Annotated in this window: 11 protein-coding genes, 2 tRNA genes and 1 pseudogene; 3 read left to right on the top strand and 11 right to left on the bottom strand. The window is 62.2% G+C overall.

Annotated elements, in window-relative coordinates:
* Positions 1-6: 6 nt before the first annotated feature.
* From HNO51_RS06520 to sdhC, 5 genes are all read right to left on the bottom strand, one after another.
* Complete coding sequence (locus tag HNO51_RS06520; protein ID WP_197450268.1) at positions 7-2835, bottom strand: 2-oxoglutarate dehydrogenase E1 component; 2829 nt, start codon at positions 2833-2835, stop codon at positions 7-9.
* A 254-nt stretch (positions 2836-3089) separates the two neighbouring features.
* Positions 3090-3794: a succinate dehydrogenase iron-sulfur subunit gene (locus tag HNO51_RS06515; protein WP_010627754.1), complete on the bottom strand. Its 705-nt coding sequence runs from the start codon at positions 3792-3794 to the stop codon at positions 3090-3092.
* Between the two features lie 14 nt (positions 3795-3808).
* The gene (gene sdhA, locus HNO51_RS06510) at positions 3809-5581 is read right to left on the bottom strand and encodes a succinate dehydrogenase flavoprotein subunit (RefSeq protein ID WP_197450267.1); all 1773 of its coding nucleotides are present in this window, start codon (positions 5579-5581) and stop codon (positions 3809-3811) included.
* A gap of 3 nt (positions 5582-5584) precedes the next feature.
* Positions 5585-5932, bottom strand: coding sequence for a succinate dehydrogenase, hydrophobic membrane anchor protein (sdhD, locus tag HNO51_RS06505; protein ID WP_197450266.1), 348 nt, complete (start codon positions 5930-5932; stop codon positions 5585-5587).
* Entirely contained in the window at positions 5926-6303 is a 378-nt protein-coding gene (gene sdhC / locus HNO51_RS06500; RefSeq protein ID WP_197450265.1) for a succinate dehydrogenase, cytochrome b556 subunit, read from the bottom strand. Before sdhC ends, sdhD begins: the two co-directional genes overlap by 7 nt.
* A 462-nt stretch (positions 6304-6765) precedes the next feature.
* On the opposite strand from sdhC, the gene gltA reads away from it, so the two are divergent.
* Together gltA and HNO51_RS06490 are read left to right on the top strand one after the other, a co-directional pair.
* Positions 6766-8049 (top strand): citrate synthase, encoded by a 1284-nt coding sequence (gene gltA / locus HNO51_RS06495; protein WP_197450264.1) that lies wholly within the window; start codon positions 6766-6768, stop codon positions 8047-8049.
* A 66-nt stretch (positions 8050-8115) separates the two neighbouring features.
* A pseudogene (locus HNO51_RS06490) lies at positions 8116-9078 on the top strand (NAD(P)-dependent oxidoreductase); the annotation flags it as partial.
* A 496-nt stretch (positions 9079-9574) separates the two neighbouring features.
* Here HNO51_RS06490 and HNO51_RS06485 read toward each other — a convergent pair.
* From HNO51_RS06485 to gltX, 3 genes are all read right to left on the bottom strand, one after another.
* Positions 9575-9650, bottom strand: a tRNA-Glu gene (locus tag HNO51_RS06485).
* Positions 9651-9681: 31 nt separating this feature from the next.
* Positions 9682-9757, bottom strand: a tRNA-Ala gene (locus HNO51_RS06480).
* 123 nt (positions 9758-9880) lie between these two features.
* On the bottom strand, positions 9881-11359 hold the full coding sequence (gltX, locus tag HNO51_RS06475; protein WP_197450262.1) for a glutamate--tRNA ligase: 1479 nt from the start codon (positions 11357-11359) through the stop codon (positions 9881-9883).
* A 243-nt stretch (positions 11360-11602) separates the two neighbouring features.
* Here gltX and HNO51_RS20965 point away from each other — a divergent pair, with 243 nt between their 5' ends.
* Positions 11603-12199 carry a helix-turn-helix domain-containing protein gene (locus HNO51_RS20965; RefSeq protein WP_234283525.1) on the top strand — a complete coding sequence of 199 codons (597 nt, stop codon included), beginning with the start codon at positions 11603-11605 and terminating at the stop codon, positions 12197-12199.
* Positions 12200-12211: 12 nt separating this feature from the next.
* Here the strand turns inward: HNO51_RS20965 and HNO51_RS06465 are convergent, their stop codons facing one another.
* The 3 genes from HNO51_RS06465 to HNO51_RS06455 all read right to left on the bottom strand — a co-directional run bounded on the left by HNO51_RS06465 (position 12212) and on the right by HNO51_RS06455 (position 13952).
* Positions 12212-12790: an LptM family lipoprotein gene (locus tag HNO51_RS06465; protein ID WP_197450261.1), complete on the bottom strand. Its 579-nt coding sequence runs from the start codon at positions 12788-12790 to the stop codon at positions 12212-12214.
* 71 nt (positions 12791-12861) lie between these two features.
* Positions 12862-13194 (bottom strand): TraR/DksA family transcriptional regulator, encoded by a 333-nt coding sequence (locus HNO51_RS06460; protein WP_197450260.1) that lies wholly within the window; start codon positions 13192-13194, stop codon positions 12862-12864.
* Positions 13195-13349: 155 nt separating this feature from the next.
* Positions 13350-13952, bottom strand: a complete 603-nt coding sequence (locus HNO51_RS06455; RefSeq protein ID WP_197450259.1) for a hypothetical protein — start codon at positions 13950-13952, stop codon at positions 13350-13352.
* Positions 13953-15622 lie beyond the last annotated feature (1670 nt).

The following is a 15622-nucleotide window of genomic DNA, read 5'->3' as shown; positions in this document are numbered from 1 at the left end:
AGTTGCTCAGACGTTGAAGGCGTCTTCCACCAGCTGGCGCTGCTGTTCGGTATGCACGGACATGTAGCCCGCCGCGGGTGCCGCCGATGCCGGTCGACCGGCGAACTTGAGTTCGCCTCCCAGGCCGTTCTTGAGCGTATCGGCCACGGCCCGCATGTGGTGCTGACTCGAGTACCAGGCGCCCTGGTTGAGCGGCTCCTCCTGGCACCACACCATGCTTTCGAGGTTGACGTAGTCCTTGAGCGCCTCGAAGAGCTCCTCCTTGGGGAAGGGATAGAGCTGCTCGATGCGCACGATGGCTGTGTCGTCGCGCTCGTTCTCGGCACGCCAGGCCGCCAGGTCGTAGTAGACCTTGCCGGCGCACATGACGACGCGCTTGACGCGCTGGGCCTCGAGGTTGCCCTGATCCGGCAGCACCATGTGGAAATGGCCGTTGGCCAGGTCGTCGAGACTGGACGTCGCCTCCTTGTGGCGTAGCAGGCTCTTCGGCGACATCACCACCAGCGGCTTGCGCAGCGGGCGGATCACCTGGCGACGCAGCAGGTGGAAGATCTGCGCCGGGGTCGTCGGCACGCAGACCTGCATGTTGTGCTCGGCGCACATCTGCAGGAAGCGTTCGAGGCGTGCGGAGGAGTGCTCGGGCCCCTGCCCCTCGTAGCCGTGGGGCAGCAGCATGGTCAGCCCGCACAGCCGCCCCCATTTGGTCTCGCCGGAGGAGATGAACTGGTCGACCACCACCTGGGCGCCGTTGAAGAAGTCGCCGAACTGCGCCTCCCAGATCACCAGGTCGTTGGGTGCCGTAGTCGCGTAGCCGTACTCGAACGCCAGCACCGCCTCCTCGGAGAGGAAGGAGTCGTGAATGGTGAAACGCGGTTGACCGTCGGACATGTGCTGCAGCGGCACGTAGGTGGTGCCATCCTTCTGGTTGTGCACCACGGCGTGGCGGTGGGAGAAGGTGCCACGGCCCACGTCCTGACCGGTGATACGCACCGGATGGCCCTCGTCGAGCAGCGTGGCATAGGCCAAGGTTTCGGCAAAGCCCCAGTTCAGGCCCAGACCGCCGGCCTGCATCTTGCGGCGGTCCTCGTAGATCTTGGCGACCTGCCGTTGCACTTCGACACCGTCGGGGATCTCGCACATGCGCGCGGCGAGCCGCTGAAGGCGCTTCATCTCGACCCCGGTCTCGGCGTAGCCGCTCCACTCGTGACCGAGGTAGGGCTTCCAGTCGACGAACAACGAGGTATTGGGCTCCTGCACCAGCGCGTTAGCCACGTGGTTGCCGGCCATGAGATCCTCGCGATAGGTCTCGATCATCGCCTGGGCTTCGTCTTCGGACAGCACCCCCTGCTCCACCAGGCGCTGCGCATAAAGGGTCCGCGCTGAAGGATGCTCCTTGATCTTCTGGTACATCATTGGCTGGGTGCCGGACGGCTCGTCGGCCTCGTTGTGGCCGCGGCGGCGGTAGCAGACCAGATCGATGACCACGTCCTTGCGGAACTGCTGGCGGTAATCCAGCGCCACCTGAGTGGCATGCAGCACCGCATCGGGGTCGTCGCCGTTGACGTGGAAGATCGGCGCCTGGACCATCTTCGCGATGTCCGTGCAGTACTCGGTGGAGCGCGTGTCCTGCGGATGCGAGGTGGTGAAGCCGACCTGGTTGTTGATGACGATGTGCAGCGTGCCACCGGTCTTGTAGGCACGGGTCTGAGACATCTGGAAGGTCTCCATGACCACGCCCTGCCCGGCGAAGGCGGCATCCCCGTGCACGTTGATCGGCAGCACCTTGGTGCCTTCGAAGTCGTCGCGGCGGTCCTGGCGGGCGCGCACCGAGCCCTCCACCACCGGCGAGACGATCTCCAGGTGGGAGGGGTTGAAGGCCAGCGCCAGGTGTACCTCGCCGCCCGGGGTCATGACGTTGGAGCTGAAGCCCTGGTGGTACTTGACGTCACCCGAGCCGCGCTCGATCAACTTCTTGCCGTCGAACTCGTCGATCAGCTCCGAGGGGTTCTTGCCGAGGATGTTGACCAGCAGGTTGAGGCGGCCGCGGTGGGCCATGCCGATGACGACCTCCTTGACCCCGTAGCCACCGCTGCGCTGGATCAACTCGTCCATCATGGGAATGAACGCCTCGCCGCCCTCGAGGCCGAAGCGCTTGGTACCGGGGTACTTGGAGGCCAGGTAGTTCTCCAGGCCCTCTGCCGCGGTCAGGCGCTCCAGCAGGTGCTTGCGTACCTCGTCGCTGTACTTGGGTGCCGAGCGAACCGATTCGAAACGCTGCTGCAGCCAGCGCTTCTCTTCGGTATCGACGATGTGCATGATCTCGCAGCCGATCGAGCGGCAGTAGGTCTGCTCCAGTGCCTCGACGATCTCGCGCAGCGGCGCCTTGTCCATCCCCAGAAAGAAAGAGCCGGTCTGGAAGTCGGTATCCAGATCGGCCGGAGAAAGCTGGTGGAAGGAGAGATCGAGGTCGGGAACGGGGGCCTGGCTGCGCAGCTTGAGCGGGTCGATATCGGCCTTCTGGTGGCCCCGGAAGCGATAGGCGTTGATCAGCTGCAACACCTTGACCTGCTTCTTGCTCTCGCCGCTGTCGGCGGCGGCCGTCGCGACCCGGCGCGCGCGTGCCAATTGCTGGAACTGATCGCGCACGGGACTGAGGGGAACATCATGGGTGGCACTGCCTTCGACTTTCGGCAGCTGATCGAAGTAGGTCCGCCATTCGTCGGGCACGGAACCTGGGTCGGCGAGGTATTGCTCGTAGAGCGCTTCCACATAGTGAACGTTGCTGCCGCTCACGTGGGAGCTGTTCCACATCAACTCCATTATGCCTTGTTGCATCTCTCGGTCACCCTACACTGATGGGGTGTTGTCGGCGCCGTTGCGGGCCAGCCGCGACGGCTTGGCTGGTGCCCTGCCGGAGGGGCATCTTCTCTTTCCCGGCGGCTCCGGCCGCGAGGCCGGAATCCTTGCAATTCATGCTCAAGAGCCGGCACCTCGGGCACCGGCTCTCTTGCTTGTCGTCGGCGAGTCGACCGCGACATGACGTCGCGGTCGAACTGCGGCCAGTATGATAGCAAGCTACGCGCCACGATTTAAGTGGCATTCGCCAGCAGCATGTCGCGGATCTTGCCGATCGCCCGCGTGGGGTTGAGCCCTTTCGGGCACACCGCGACACAGTTCATGATGCCGCGGCAGCGGAACACGCTGAACGGGTCCTCCAGCTCGGACAGGCGCTCGCGGGTGGCGGTATCCCGCGAGTCCGCCAGGAAGCGGTAGGACTGCAGCAGGCCGGCCGGGCCGACGAACTTGTCCGGGTTCCACCAGAACGACGGGCAGGAGGTGGAGCAGCAGGCGCACAGGATGCACTCGTAGAGGCCGTCGAGCTTATCGCGGTCCTCCGGCGACTGCAGGCGCTCGATGGCCGGCGCCGGGGTGTCGTTCTGCAGGTACGGCTGGATGCGCTCGTACTGCTTGTAGAACAGCCCCATGTCGACCACCAGGTCGCGCACCACCGGCAGGCCCGGCAGCGGACGCAGCACCAGCTTGTTGTCCTTGACCACGTCGGACAGCGAGGTGATGCAGGCCAGGCCGTTCTTGCCGTTCATGTTCATGCCGTCGGAGCCGCACACGCCCTCGCGGCAGCTGCGGCGGAAGGCCAGGGTGGTGTCTTCGGCCTTGAGCATCTCCAGCACGTTGAGCACCATCAGGTCGCGGCCCTGGGTGTCGAGCTGGTACTCCTGCATGTAGGGCGCGGAGTCGGTTTCCGGGTTGTAGCGGTAGATGGATACCTGAAGCATCTCGTGACTCCCCCTTAATAGGTACGGATTTTCGGCTCGAAGGTGTCGACGGTCTTCGGCTTGAAGTTGACGTCGCGCTTGCCGACCCGCTTCTCGGCCGGGAAGTACATGGAGTGCTTCAGCCAGTTGGTGTCGTCACGGTCCGGGTAGTCGTAGCGCGAATGGGCGCCGCGGCTCTCCTTGCGCTCCAGCGCCGCGATGGCGGTGGCCTCGGCCACTTCCATCAGGTTGTCGAGCTCGAGCGCCTCGACGCGAGCGGTATTGAAGGCGCCGGACTTGTCGGCCAGGTGCGCCTCGGCGATGCGGCCGCGCAGGTCGGCGAGCTGCTTGACGCCCTCCTGCATGTGCTCCTCCTGGCGGAACACGCCGAAAGAGTTCTGCATGATGCCCTGCAGCTCGGTCTTCAGTGCCGCCACGGACTCGCCGCCGGTGGACTCGTTCCAGCGCGTGATGCGCTTCATCGCCGCGTCGATGTCGGAGTCGGTGGCGCCGAGGTAGTCGATGCCCTCGTTGAGCGCGCCCTCGATGAACATGCCCGCCGCACGACCGAACACCACCAGGTCGAGCAGCGAGTTGCCGCCCAGGCGGTTGGCGCCGTGGACCGAAACGCAGGCCGCCTCGCCGCAGGCGAACAGGCCGTTGACGACGCGATCGTTGCCGTCGGCGTCCTGCATGATCGCCTGGCCATGCACGTTGGTCGGAATTCCGCCCATCATGTAGTGGCAGGTCGGCACCACCGGAATCGGCGCATTGACCGGATCGACGTGGGCGAAGATCTTGGACAGTTCGCTGATGCCCGGCAGGCGCTTGTTGAGCACCTCCTCGCCCAGGTGGTCGAGCTTGAGGAAGACATGGTCGCCCTTCTCGCCGCAGCCGCGGCCCTCGAGGATCTCCATGACCATGGAGCGCGCCACCACGTCGCGGCCGGCGAGGTCCTTGGCATTGGGCGCGTAGCGCTCCATGAAACGCTCGCCATCCTTGTTGACCAGGTAGCCACCCTCGCCGCGGCAGCCCTCGGTGACCAGCACGCCGGCACCGTAGATGCCGGTGGGGTGGAACTGCCACATCTCCATGTCCTGCATCGGGAAGCCGGCGCGCAGCGCCATGCCGATGCCGTCACCGGTGTTGATCAGCGCGTTGGTGGTGGAGGCGTAGATGCGGCCCGCGCCACCGGTGGCCATGACGGTGGCCTTGGACTGAACGTGCACCACTTCGCCGGTCTCGATGCACATGGCGATGCAGCCCACCACGTCGCCGTTGGCGTTCTTGACCAGGTCGACCGCGAACCACTCGTTGAGGAAGGTGGTGTTGTTCTTCAGGTTGTTCTGGTACAGCGTGTGCAGCAGGGCATGGCCGGTACGGTCGGCCGCGGCGCAGGTGCGTGCTGCCTGGCCGCCTTCACCGAAGTTCTTGGACTGGCCGCCGAACGGACGCTGGTAGATGCGGCCGTTGTCGAAGCGCGAGAACGGCAGGCCCATGTGCTCGAGTTCGAAGACCGCCTTGGGGCCCTCGGAGCACATGTACTCCGCGGCGTCCTGGTCGGTGATGTAGTCGCCGCCCTTGACGGTGTCGTACATGTGCCAGCGCCAGTCGTCGTTGGGGTCGGCCGACGCGATGGCACAGGTGATGCCGCCCTGGGCGGAGACGGTATGCGAGCGGGTCGGGAAGACCTTGGACAGCACGGCGGTCTTCTTGCCGGACTTGGCCAGCTCGAGCGCGGCGCGCAGGCCGGAACCGCCACCGCCGATGATGATGGCGTCGTAGGACAAGGTACGCATGTTAGACATGAATCAGGCTCCCCACAGAACTTGAATGCCCCAGACCAGGAACACGAAGATGGCCAGAATGATGACGATCTGGGCGCCGATGCGCAGGCTGGCCGACTTGAGATAGTCGGTGGTCACGGTCCACAGGCCGATCCAGGCGTGCCCGGCAAGCGAGATGAAGGCCAGCAGGGAGAAGATGCGCATCCAGGTCTGGGCAAACAGGTTGCTCCAGGTGACGTAGTCGAGCCCGGGATTGAACAGCAGGTACGCGACGATGAAAACCGTATAGAGCGCCAGGATGATGGCCGAGACCCGCTGGATCAGCCAGTCGGAGAGGCCACTGCGACCCAGATTGGTGATATTGGTTACCATACCCAGACTCCCGCCAGAATGATCAGGACGGCACTCAGGACCACAGTGGCCTGTGCCTTCTTGACGCCACCCTCCAGGGTCACGCCATAGCCGGCGTCCATCAGCAGGTGCTTGATGCCGGCCACGAAATGGAACGCCAGAGCCGACAGCAGGCCCCAGGCAATCAGCTTCGCCAGGATATTGTTGGCCAACGCGTCCTTGACGGCCGCAAAGCCCTCGGGAGAAGACAGCGACTTGTCGAGGGCCCAGAAGGCGAAGATGAGGCCAACGAACAGGATAACGCCGGTGATACGGTGGGCGATCGACGTCAAGGCGGGAAGCGGGAAATGTATCGTGGTGAGATCTAGGTTGACGGGTCGTTTGCTATTCACGGCTCTATACACACTCTCTTGGCTCGCTCTACATCCGATGGGACCAGGCTCGAGCGGGCGGTGGTTTGAGGTAGGGGGCTCGCCGCTGCCGGGACGGGCATGACAACGAGTACCTGCCAGTCGCGCGGTGTGGATTATAGGGACATGAACCCCCAGTGACAAATGCGCGCCGCCCTGACTCGACCATGGTACAAGCCCACCGGCACGCTCATGGCATGGGCCTCACGGGGGCCTTCTCGACCAACCGACGGCCCGCGACGCCCTCCAGTGGTGCAAAGCACCATTTATTACCCAAATATTATACAAGGCGATGCGCATTGCATAAGGAGAGGGTCTCTTTGGCCCAATTGACAATCCCGGGAACGCTTCTATAGTGGGCGGACCTTTTTCGCGGGCCAGCGGTTCAACAGGGTTTGCGAAAGAATGAGTTAACGTTCTATTCGACTTCGAGAGGAGGCCAGAATGGCTGACAGGAAAGCGACACTGACGGTAGACGGCCTGGACAAGACGATCGAACTGCCGGTCTACTCAGGCACCCTGGGCCCTGACGTGGTCGATGTTCGCGGCCTCGGCGCCGATGGCCTGTTCACCTACGACCCCGGCTTCATGGCAACCTCCTCGTGCCAGTCGGCCATCACCTATATCGATGGCGCCAAGGGCGTGCTGCTGCACCGCGGTTATCCCATCGATCAGCTGGCCAAGGAATCCAACTTCGTCGAGCTGTGCTACACCCTGCTGTTCGGCGAGCTGCCCACCGACGCGCAGTATGCCGACTTCGAGTCGCGGGTCCGCAATCACACCATGGTCCACGACCAGATCAACAACTTCTTCAAGGGCTTCCGTCGCGACGCCCACCCGATGTCGATCCTGTGCGGCGTGGTCGGCGGTCTGGCGGCTTTCTATCATGATCATCTGGACATCACCATCGAGGAAGACCGCGTCATCAGCGCGATCCGCCTGATCGCCAAGATGCCGACCATCGCGGCGATGTCCTACAAGTACAACGTCGGCCAGCCGTTCAACTACCCGCGCAACGATCTGAGCTATGCAGAGAACTTCCTCTACATGATGTTCAGCAACCCGTGCGAGGAGTACAAGGTCAACCCGGTCTACGCCAAGGCCATGGATCGCATCTTCATGCTCCACGCCGACCACGAACAGAATGCCTCCACCTCCACGGTGCGCCTGGCCGGCTCCACCGGCGCCAACCCCTTCGCCTGCATCAGCGCCGGGATTGCCGCGTTATGGGGCCCGGCTCACGGCGGCGCCAACGAGGCGGTGCTGAAGATGCTCGACGAGATCGGCGACGATTCCGAGGAGAACATTCAGCGCTTCATCGACAAAGCCAAGGACAAGGACGACCCGTTCAAGCTGATGGGCTTCGGCCACCGCGTCTATCGCAACTTCGACCCGCGCGCCAAGGTGATGAAGGAGACCTGCGACGAGGTGTTGGCCGAGCTCGGCATCGACGACCCGCAGCTCAAGATCGCCAAGCGCCTGGAGCAGATCGCCCTGGAGGACGAATACTTCGTCGAGCGTAAGCTCTACCCCAACGTCGACTTCTATTCCGGCATCATTCTCAAGGCGATGGGCATCCCGACCAACATGTTCACGGTGATCTTCGCCGTGTCGCGCACCATCGGCTGGATCTCCCACTGGCACGAGATGCTCTCCAGCGATTACAAGATCGGCCGTCCGCGCCAGCTCTACACCGGCCATCCGCAGCGCGACTATCCTGCCAAGTAGGCCGGAGGAAGCGGCTCGGCCGCATATGCTCAACGGAAAGCCGCCTTCGGGCGGCTTTCTGCGTCTCGACCTACCATGCGGGCCAGGCGAGCCATGACGGACTCCCGGCGCTGCCATCCACAAGAGGGGGAACACTCGATGCAACAGCAGATCTCCACCGTCGCCTTCATCGGTCTGGGCGTCATGGGCTATCCCATGGCCGGTCACCTGGCCCGAGCAGGGCTCAGCGTGCGCGCCTACAACCGCACCGACGCCAAGGCCAGGGCCTGGACCACCGAATATGGCGGCAGTTTCCACGCCACCCCCGCGGAAGCCGCCCAGGGCGCCGACCTGGTGCTGGTCTGTGTGGGCAACGACGACGACGTTCGCCAGGTCACCGTGGGCGAACAGGGCGCGCTGTCCGGCATGGCGGCGGGCAGCCTGCTGGTCGACCACACCACCGCCTCGGCCGATCTCGCCGAGGAGCTCGATGGCGCCTGCCGCGCGAAAGGCATCGGTTTCATCGACGCGCCGGTTTCGGGCGGCCAGCAAGGCGCAGAGAACGGCGCGCTGACGGTCATGTGCGGTGGCACGGAAGCGGATTTTGCCCGCGCCGAGGCAACCCTCGGCCACTACGCCAAGGCCGTGACCCTGATGGGGCCCGCCGGTAGCGGACAGCTAACCAAGATGGTCAACCAGATCTGCATTGCCGGCCTGGTGCAGGGCCTGGCCGAGGGCCTGCATTTCGCCGAACAGGCCGGACTCGACCAGCAGCGCGTCATCGACGTGATCTCCAAGGGCGCCGCCGGCTCCTGGCAGATGGAGAATCGCCACAAGACCATGATCGCCGACGAGTACGAGCACGGCTTCGCCGTCGACTGGATGCGCAAGGACCTGGGGATTTGTCTCGAGCAGGCGCGCCGCCTTCAGGCTCGCCTGCCGGTCACCGCCCTCGTCGACCAGTTCTATGGCGACGTGCAGGCCATCGGCGGAGGACGCTGGGATACCTCCTCCCTGCTGCGCCGCCTGCGCAGCCTCGGGCGCGGCTGAGCCGGGCCGCGAGCCGCCCGCCGAGGAGCGTCGGCTACCCGCGACGCTCCTCAGCGGGAAGTACCAGAAAAGTACTAGCCAACGCTTGACAATCGCTAAATTACACGGAGCGAATCAAGGCTTCCGGAGGGCCGGGACGTTTTCCACACATTCTGTGGATAACCCTGTTCACAACCGCAAGAAAACTCCATCAAATCGGCATGAGAAGGGGCCTGCCGTTAAATTGATCACTTTTTGACCAATCGTAACTCATTGATAATTTTGATTTTTTGCGACTGCACACGGGAAAGTGCCTGATTCAAGGGATTACGCACAGGAGGACGGGCAGGACATTGCACAAGTGGACAAGTCAAGCCCTAAACGCCGTGAAAATAGGCGCTTCAATGAGTTTTTCACGCAAGGAAACGCACAGTAACGCAACCATACACAACGTGCGCAACAACCGGCCGCGGTATGAGTCGGCAGGACAAGAGGGGAACGAAAAATGAGAAAGAAGTGGCGTCCCATAGGGGGTTCGAACCCCTGTTCCCGCCGTGAAAGGGCGGTGTCCTGGACCACTAGACGAATGGGACGCAGCGTCATTCACGATTCGGCACGCAAGATTGGTGGAGCCTAGCGGGATCGAACCGCTGACCTCGACACTGCCAGTGTCGCGCTCTCCCAGCTGAGCTAAGGCCCCATATGCGTGCCGTGAAGACGGGGCGTATGTTACTGATTCACCCCATCTTCGTCAACCGTTTCCTTCCCACCTCTTCAAGGGCGAAGCGCCGCTCTTCCTTCTTTCAAGCGGCGCAGCCGCATCTTACAGCTCCTTGTACTCCTTCTCGAAGCGCTTGGCCTGCTTCTTGGACACCCCGCCGAGCACCTCGATGGCATGACGCAGCCGCGCCCGGGTCACGTCGGAGCCGAGGATCGCCATGGCGTCCATGACCGAGGTGCTGGCGGTGGAGCCGGTGACGGCGATGAAAACGGGCGCCAGGAACTCCTTCATCTTGAGCTCGAAGTGGCCGGCCAGCGCCTTGACCTCGGCGAGCAGCGCCTCCTTGTGCCAGGCCGGCACCGCCTCGAAGCGCCACACCAGGAACTGAAGCAGCTTGAGCAGCTCCTCGCGCTCCAGCTTGGCGCTGTCGAAGTCGGCTTCACCGATCGCCGGCAGGCCCGAGAAGAAATGGCCGGCCAGCGGCGCGACCTGGGATAGCGTCTCCACTCGGGTCCGCACCTGCGGCAGGATCTGGCCGACATACTCCTCGTTGAACGCCCACTCCATCAGCGCCTCGAGGAATGCCCTGTCATCCAGATCCTCACGGATATAGAGCCCATTGAGCCAGGTGAGCTTCTCCAGGTCGAAGACAGGCCCGCCCAGCGAGACCCGCTGGATGTCGAAGTGTGCCATCATCTCGTCGAGGCTGAACTTCTCGCGCTCGTCGGGCATCGACCAGCCCATGCGGCCCAGGTAGTTGATCACCGCCTGGGGCAAGAATCCCATGCGCCGGTAATAGTTGATGGAAGTGGGATTCTTGCGCTTGGAGAGCTTCGACTTGTCGGGGTTGCGCAACAGCGGCATATGGCACAGCGCCGGCATGCTCCAGCCGAAGTATTCGTAGAGCAACTGATGCTTGGGCGCCGAGTTGATCCACTCCTCGCCACGCAGCACATGGGTAATGCCCATCAAATGGTCGTCCACCACGTTGGCCAGATGATAGGTCGGCATGCCATCGGACTTGAGCAGCACCTGGGCATCGACCTGCGCCCAGTCGACTTCGATGGGGCCACGCAGCATGTCGTCGATCACGCAGGTACCGCCTGAGGGCACCTTCATGCGTACCACGTAGGGCCAGCCCTCGCGCTCGCGGCGGGTGGCCTCCTCCTCGGGCAGCGCCAGGTCGGCGGGTTTGAGCGCGAGATGCATGCCGCTCGCCTTGCGCGCCTCCCTCAGTTCGTCCAGCTCTTCACTGGTGCGGTAGCACTTGAAGGCATGCCCCGCCTCGATCAGTTGGCGAGCGTACTCGGCGTAGAGATCGCCACGCTCGCTCTGGCGGTAGGGGCCATGCGGACCGCCGACATCGGGACCCTCGTCCCATTCGAGGCCGAGCCAGCGCAGCGAGTCGAGAATCATCTGCTCGGATTCGGCAGTGGAGCGCACACGGTCGGTATCCTCGATGCGCAGGATGAATTGCCCGCCACGCTGCCTCGCAAAGCAGAGATTGAACAGCGCAATGTAGGCGGTTCCCACGTGAGGATCGCCGGTGGGTGACGGCGCAATGCGAGTACGTACAGTCATGTCGTCCTATATCCAGTCGGAAATGCGTATGGCGGCATTATACGCACCTGGATCGAGGCAGACAGCCGCGCCATCACCCAGCGTGCGATGGTCGGCATGACCCGGCGCATATAGAATGATTCTTATTGGCAACGAAAGCACTTAAAAAGTACATTTATCGTTGACGCGTTAAATTTGCACAGTTAACACAGATCATTGACTATCGTCATACTTTGGGAATTAACAGTCGCCGGGTTGATCGAAATGGATTCATTGGGTGAAAGAATCAAGCACTTGCGCCTTCAAGCGAGCCTGAACAAGGCCGCGCTGGCAAGAAAGGTCGGGGTCTCCGACGTCACGATCTCGTATTGGGAATCGGGCGCCATCAAGCAGATCGGCCATGAGAGACTGGTGGCGCTGGCGGATGCCCTCGGCTGCTCGCTGGCCCAACTGCTCGAAGACGAGGCCCGGCTGACACCAACCCCTCTTTACCTTCGCGGCCAGCCGCCCGTGCCGTGGCTGGATCCCAACGCCAACCAGTTCACGATATCCAACGAGATATTGGCAGGTATCGATTGGCAGGGTGAGTGCTATCTCGTCACGCCCGCGCCGGGGGAACGGTTCGACTACCTCGACAACGGGGATCTCGCCGCCTTCGGCCCTACGGAGAACTGCGACCAGCCTGGGCGCTACCTGATCGAGGGAGCCGGGGGGCTCTATATCGGCCAACTCGAACATGGAGAGAGCGGCGAACTCCTGTTCCGCGCCGGAAAAGACGCCACGGCGGCACCCGCTCCGCTGGATACGAGCGAACGCGTCGTGGGAAGGCTGCTGGCTCGCTGGCGCAAGGAAAATGCCTGAAGGCCCCTGGCGTCATTCGACCTCCAGCACCTCTACCTGATCGGTGGCCCGACGCGGCTCACTGCCGATCAGGTAGCGGCGCGAGTAGCTGGCCACCTGCCCCAGGCCATGGCGAGCACTCCGGACCAGCGGCCCCGCGAGATGCTCCCCCTTGTCGCCGATTCGCTCGCGCACGGTCGCTGGCTGAACGCTGGCTTCCACCAGGTGGACGGTCAGGGTGTAACCACCGTCGGGCAAGCCGCTACCCGGCCCGAACGGCCCCGCGGTGAAGCGTTCCTGCGATACCGAAGTGCGCGATTGCCAGCGTACGCCGCTCAGCTCGCGCTCCACCACTACCTGTAGCCGCGCGTCATCGGGCAGGTTGGTCTCCCCTTCGATCATGAGCCGACGATCGTCACGAAGGGCAGCCGACACCGCGATCTCGACCGTCAGCGGAGCTACGTCGGCTGGTGCCTCGGGCGGCTCGCTGATGACCTCGGCCGGCGGTTCCTGCTGCTGTTCCTCCGTTGCCTCGCCGCTGCCCTCGTTACCACAGCCTGACAGCCACAGCACGGCCAACAGCCCTGCGCAGGATCGACGCCATGCCTTCATGCCCTTCTCCTGACCGAGAATCGATGCCCTAGACTAGCATCGCGGCGGTTGGCACGTCCCGTTCAGGACACTCAGGGCTCTCCTTCCTGCTCGGCGCAGTCGAGACAGAGCGTCGCATAGGGAATCGCCTCGATCCTTCGAGGATCGATCGGCTCGCCGCATCGCTCGCACAGCTCGCCCTCCCCCTCCTCGATCCGCTCGAGCGCATGCAGTACCTGCCCCAGCTCCTCTTCGGCCTCGTCCTCGAGGGCGTCGATCACGTCTTCGTTCTCGAGCTCGATCGCCTGCTCCTCCATGTCCCGATCCAAGGGATTTTCCAGACGCATCTTGTGAACCTTGTAGCGATCCACCCGCTCTATCAGTTCATCGCGCAGCGCTTCGAGCCACTCTTGACGCTGTTCCATCTCCTATCTCCCGAGAAGGTTGCCTTCCTTCTACATAGCATATGGAACAAGCCTCCACTCACTGCGTCACAGCAAGCGCGCCCCCGAAGGGCGATGACGAAAAAGGCCACGTCCGCCCTGCCGGCAGTCGTGGCCTCAGTGACTTCGGCTTGGCCTCAGCCCCGTTCACGTAGCAGCGAGGCCTGCCGAATCTCGGCATAAGGCTTGCAGCGTGAAGGTTGTTCACCGATCAGGGCCAGTCTCGCGGCTATCTCGCTGCACTCACCTTGCGCATGGAAGGGGCCGACTGCCTGCACCGTTCCTTGCCTGTGCAACATGAACCCATGTGGCTCAGGATGGAATCCTCCCTGGCCGTCGAGACGATCGGCATAGACGTCGACCCTCCTCGCCGCATCGGTGAAGATGTCGCACAAGGTCGCATAGCGCGACACGGATACTGGGGCAGTTTGCTCTCGCTGCCCTGAACTCAAACGCTCTATCAGCAAGCAATAATATCTTTGCATGTCCAAGGTGCTGGGATAGCGAGCCAAGTCATCACCTTCGAGGTGCATCAGCTCAGCCGCGCCGCGGGAGTCGGTGGTATGGGCCGACTCGTACCTCATGGCCTCTGGCTCCACGTCGGCAGTGTCCATGGCGAGCCCTTGCCCATGAGGCCAGGACAGCACCCAAGACATGAAGATGGCGAACAGTGCGATAGCGACACCAGGACCCATGTCGTCAAGAAACTTTGATCCTGCCTTCCACATTAGCTCGATCATTCTTCTTCTCCTGCGTCAGTAGTCCCGAGAGAGGCTGTCGTTCAGCCTGATTGAAACTCCTTCCGTGCAAGGTTCTCATTCGATGACAGAGGGACTGGCCAGGCTTGCGGCACACGCTTCGGAGCACGCCCTCCCTGCCGAGGGGAAGGCCGATCAATGCTTGGATAGGCTTCGTGGGAGGCATGAGTTGCGAGCCGCTGGACGGCACCGCTCCCTGGCTGACAGCCTCGTGGCTCATGCGATGACAGTCCATACACCAGTCCCAATGGCGGAACCTACAGTGCCACCGTCAGGAAGCGAATGAATTAACTTGGGTTAATTTTTAATGCAGGATTTTTCGTTTCGTTACTGAAACACTTCTCGTCTTATTGCGGCAGGGGCACTCACCGTAGCGCACACCGTAGCGCAGCTTAGACCATAGCACAGCGCGAGTAGGGCAGGCTTGATGAAAAAGGCGAGGGAAAAAGGAAGCCCGGCACAAGGCCGGGCTTCAATTCTTGGTTCCTTTCCAGCTCACCATGACGATCCTGTCATGCATCCTTGTAATCTTGGCAATCAATGAGCCTCCACTGCTCTGTCTTCCCTGTTTCCCCGCCTCCTTGCGAGATACCTAACAGAATAACGACGAAATTTGGCGCTGGCTAATGACCATACTTCATCGCCAGTGACGTATCGAAAGCTTATGACAATCCACCGGTGTGCCCCCTTCAGGCAAGCGTTGCCTGCTGAGTGAAGCACAAGGAAAGCCCAGCCATACAGCCGGGCTTGTGTCGATTCCTTCCACACCACAACGGCATCCTTACCCAACTCCCTGTACACACCATCCTGGCGCTTCTTCCCTGGAGAGCCTCCCTGGCTCGACCAGACACAGCTTGCCAGATCGGCCGAGGAAATAATGCTGATTTCGTCCCTTTGTTCTGTAAGCCATTGCCGACAGGGGATGTAATACAGTGACTATTTATCTCCCACCCAGCCGACCAAGCCCCCCACCTTTGACACCTACCAGAGGGTTGACCAAGGGGAGCAAGTGTGTCATCAGCCATCGCCAGAAATCGAAAAAAGCGATATAATTCAATTTCCTATTAAAAATAATAGCCAAATAATAGCAGCCCCCTCACTTAGTGAGGGGGCTGATGAGCTGCACCATGCGGATAACCGCTTCTGGAACTCCCTGGCCATCATGGCATCCTGTCCTCACTCGGCCTTCCCTGTTCCATCCGCAGGCTTCCTGACCCGCAAGGCTGTCTGCCTTGAAAGGCTTCCATGCCTCGTTTGCATCCTCAGAATAGTTTGCCTTTACCCCAACTCAAGGCTATTAAGGAAAAGAAACGTTCCCTTGTGTAACAGAGCGAAAAGATGAGCCCGGCCGTCAGATAGTCTCCCCATGGACCTAAAAAAGAGCCCGGCCTGGCGGCCGGGCTATATCTTCGTTTCCCTACTTCTTCCTCAAGCTTCCTGCTCGAGCCTCCTTGGTACGTGAGCCGTCCCTGACTCAGCCTTCCATGACGGGCTTTCCCTGTCCCGATGCAGTTACTCTGACAGCTCATTGCGGAAAGGTTCCTTAACCTGGGATAAGCCAATGCACAAGAGTCCGCTGAAGAGAGCCTCGTCGATGCGCAAGAAAAGGCCCCGGCCGGTAGCCAGGGCAGGCGCGACGAGACGCGATATTT

Source organism: Billgrantia sulfidoxydans (genome assembly GCF_017868775.1).
GTDB classification, from domain to species: domain Bacteria; phylum Pseudomonadota; class Gammaproteobacteria; order Pseudomonadales; family Halomonadaceae; genus Halomonas; species Halomonas sulfidoxydans.
This window is presented reverse-complemented; position numbering and strand designations above follow the sequence as displayed.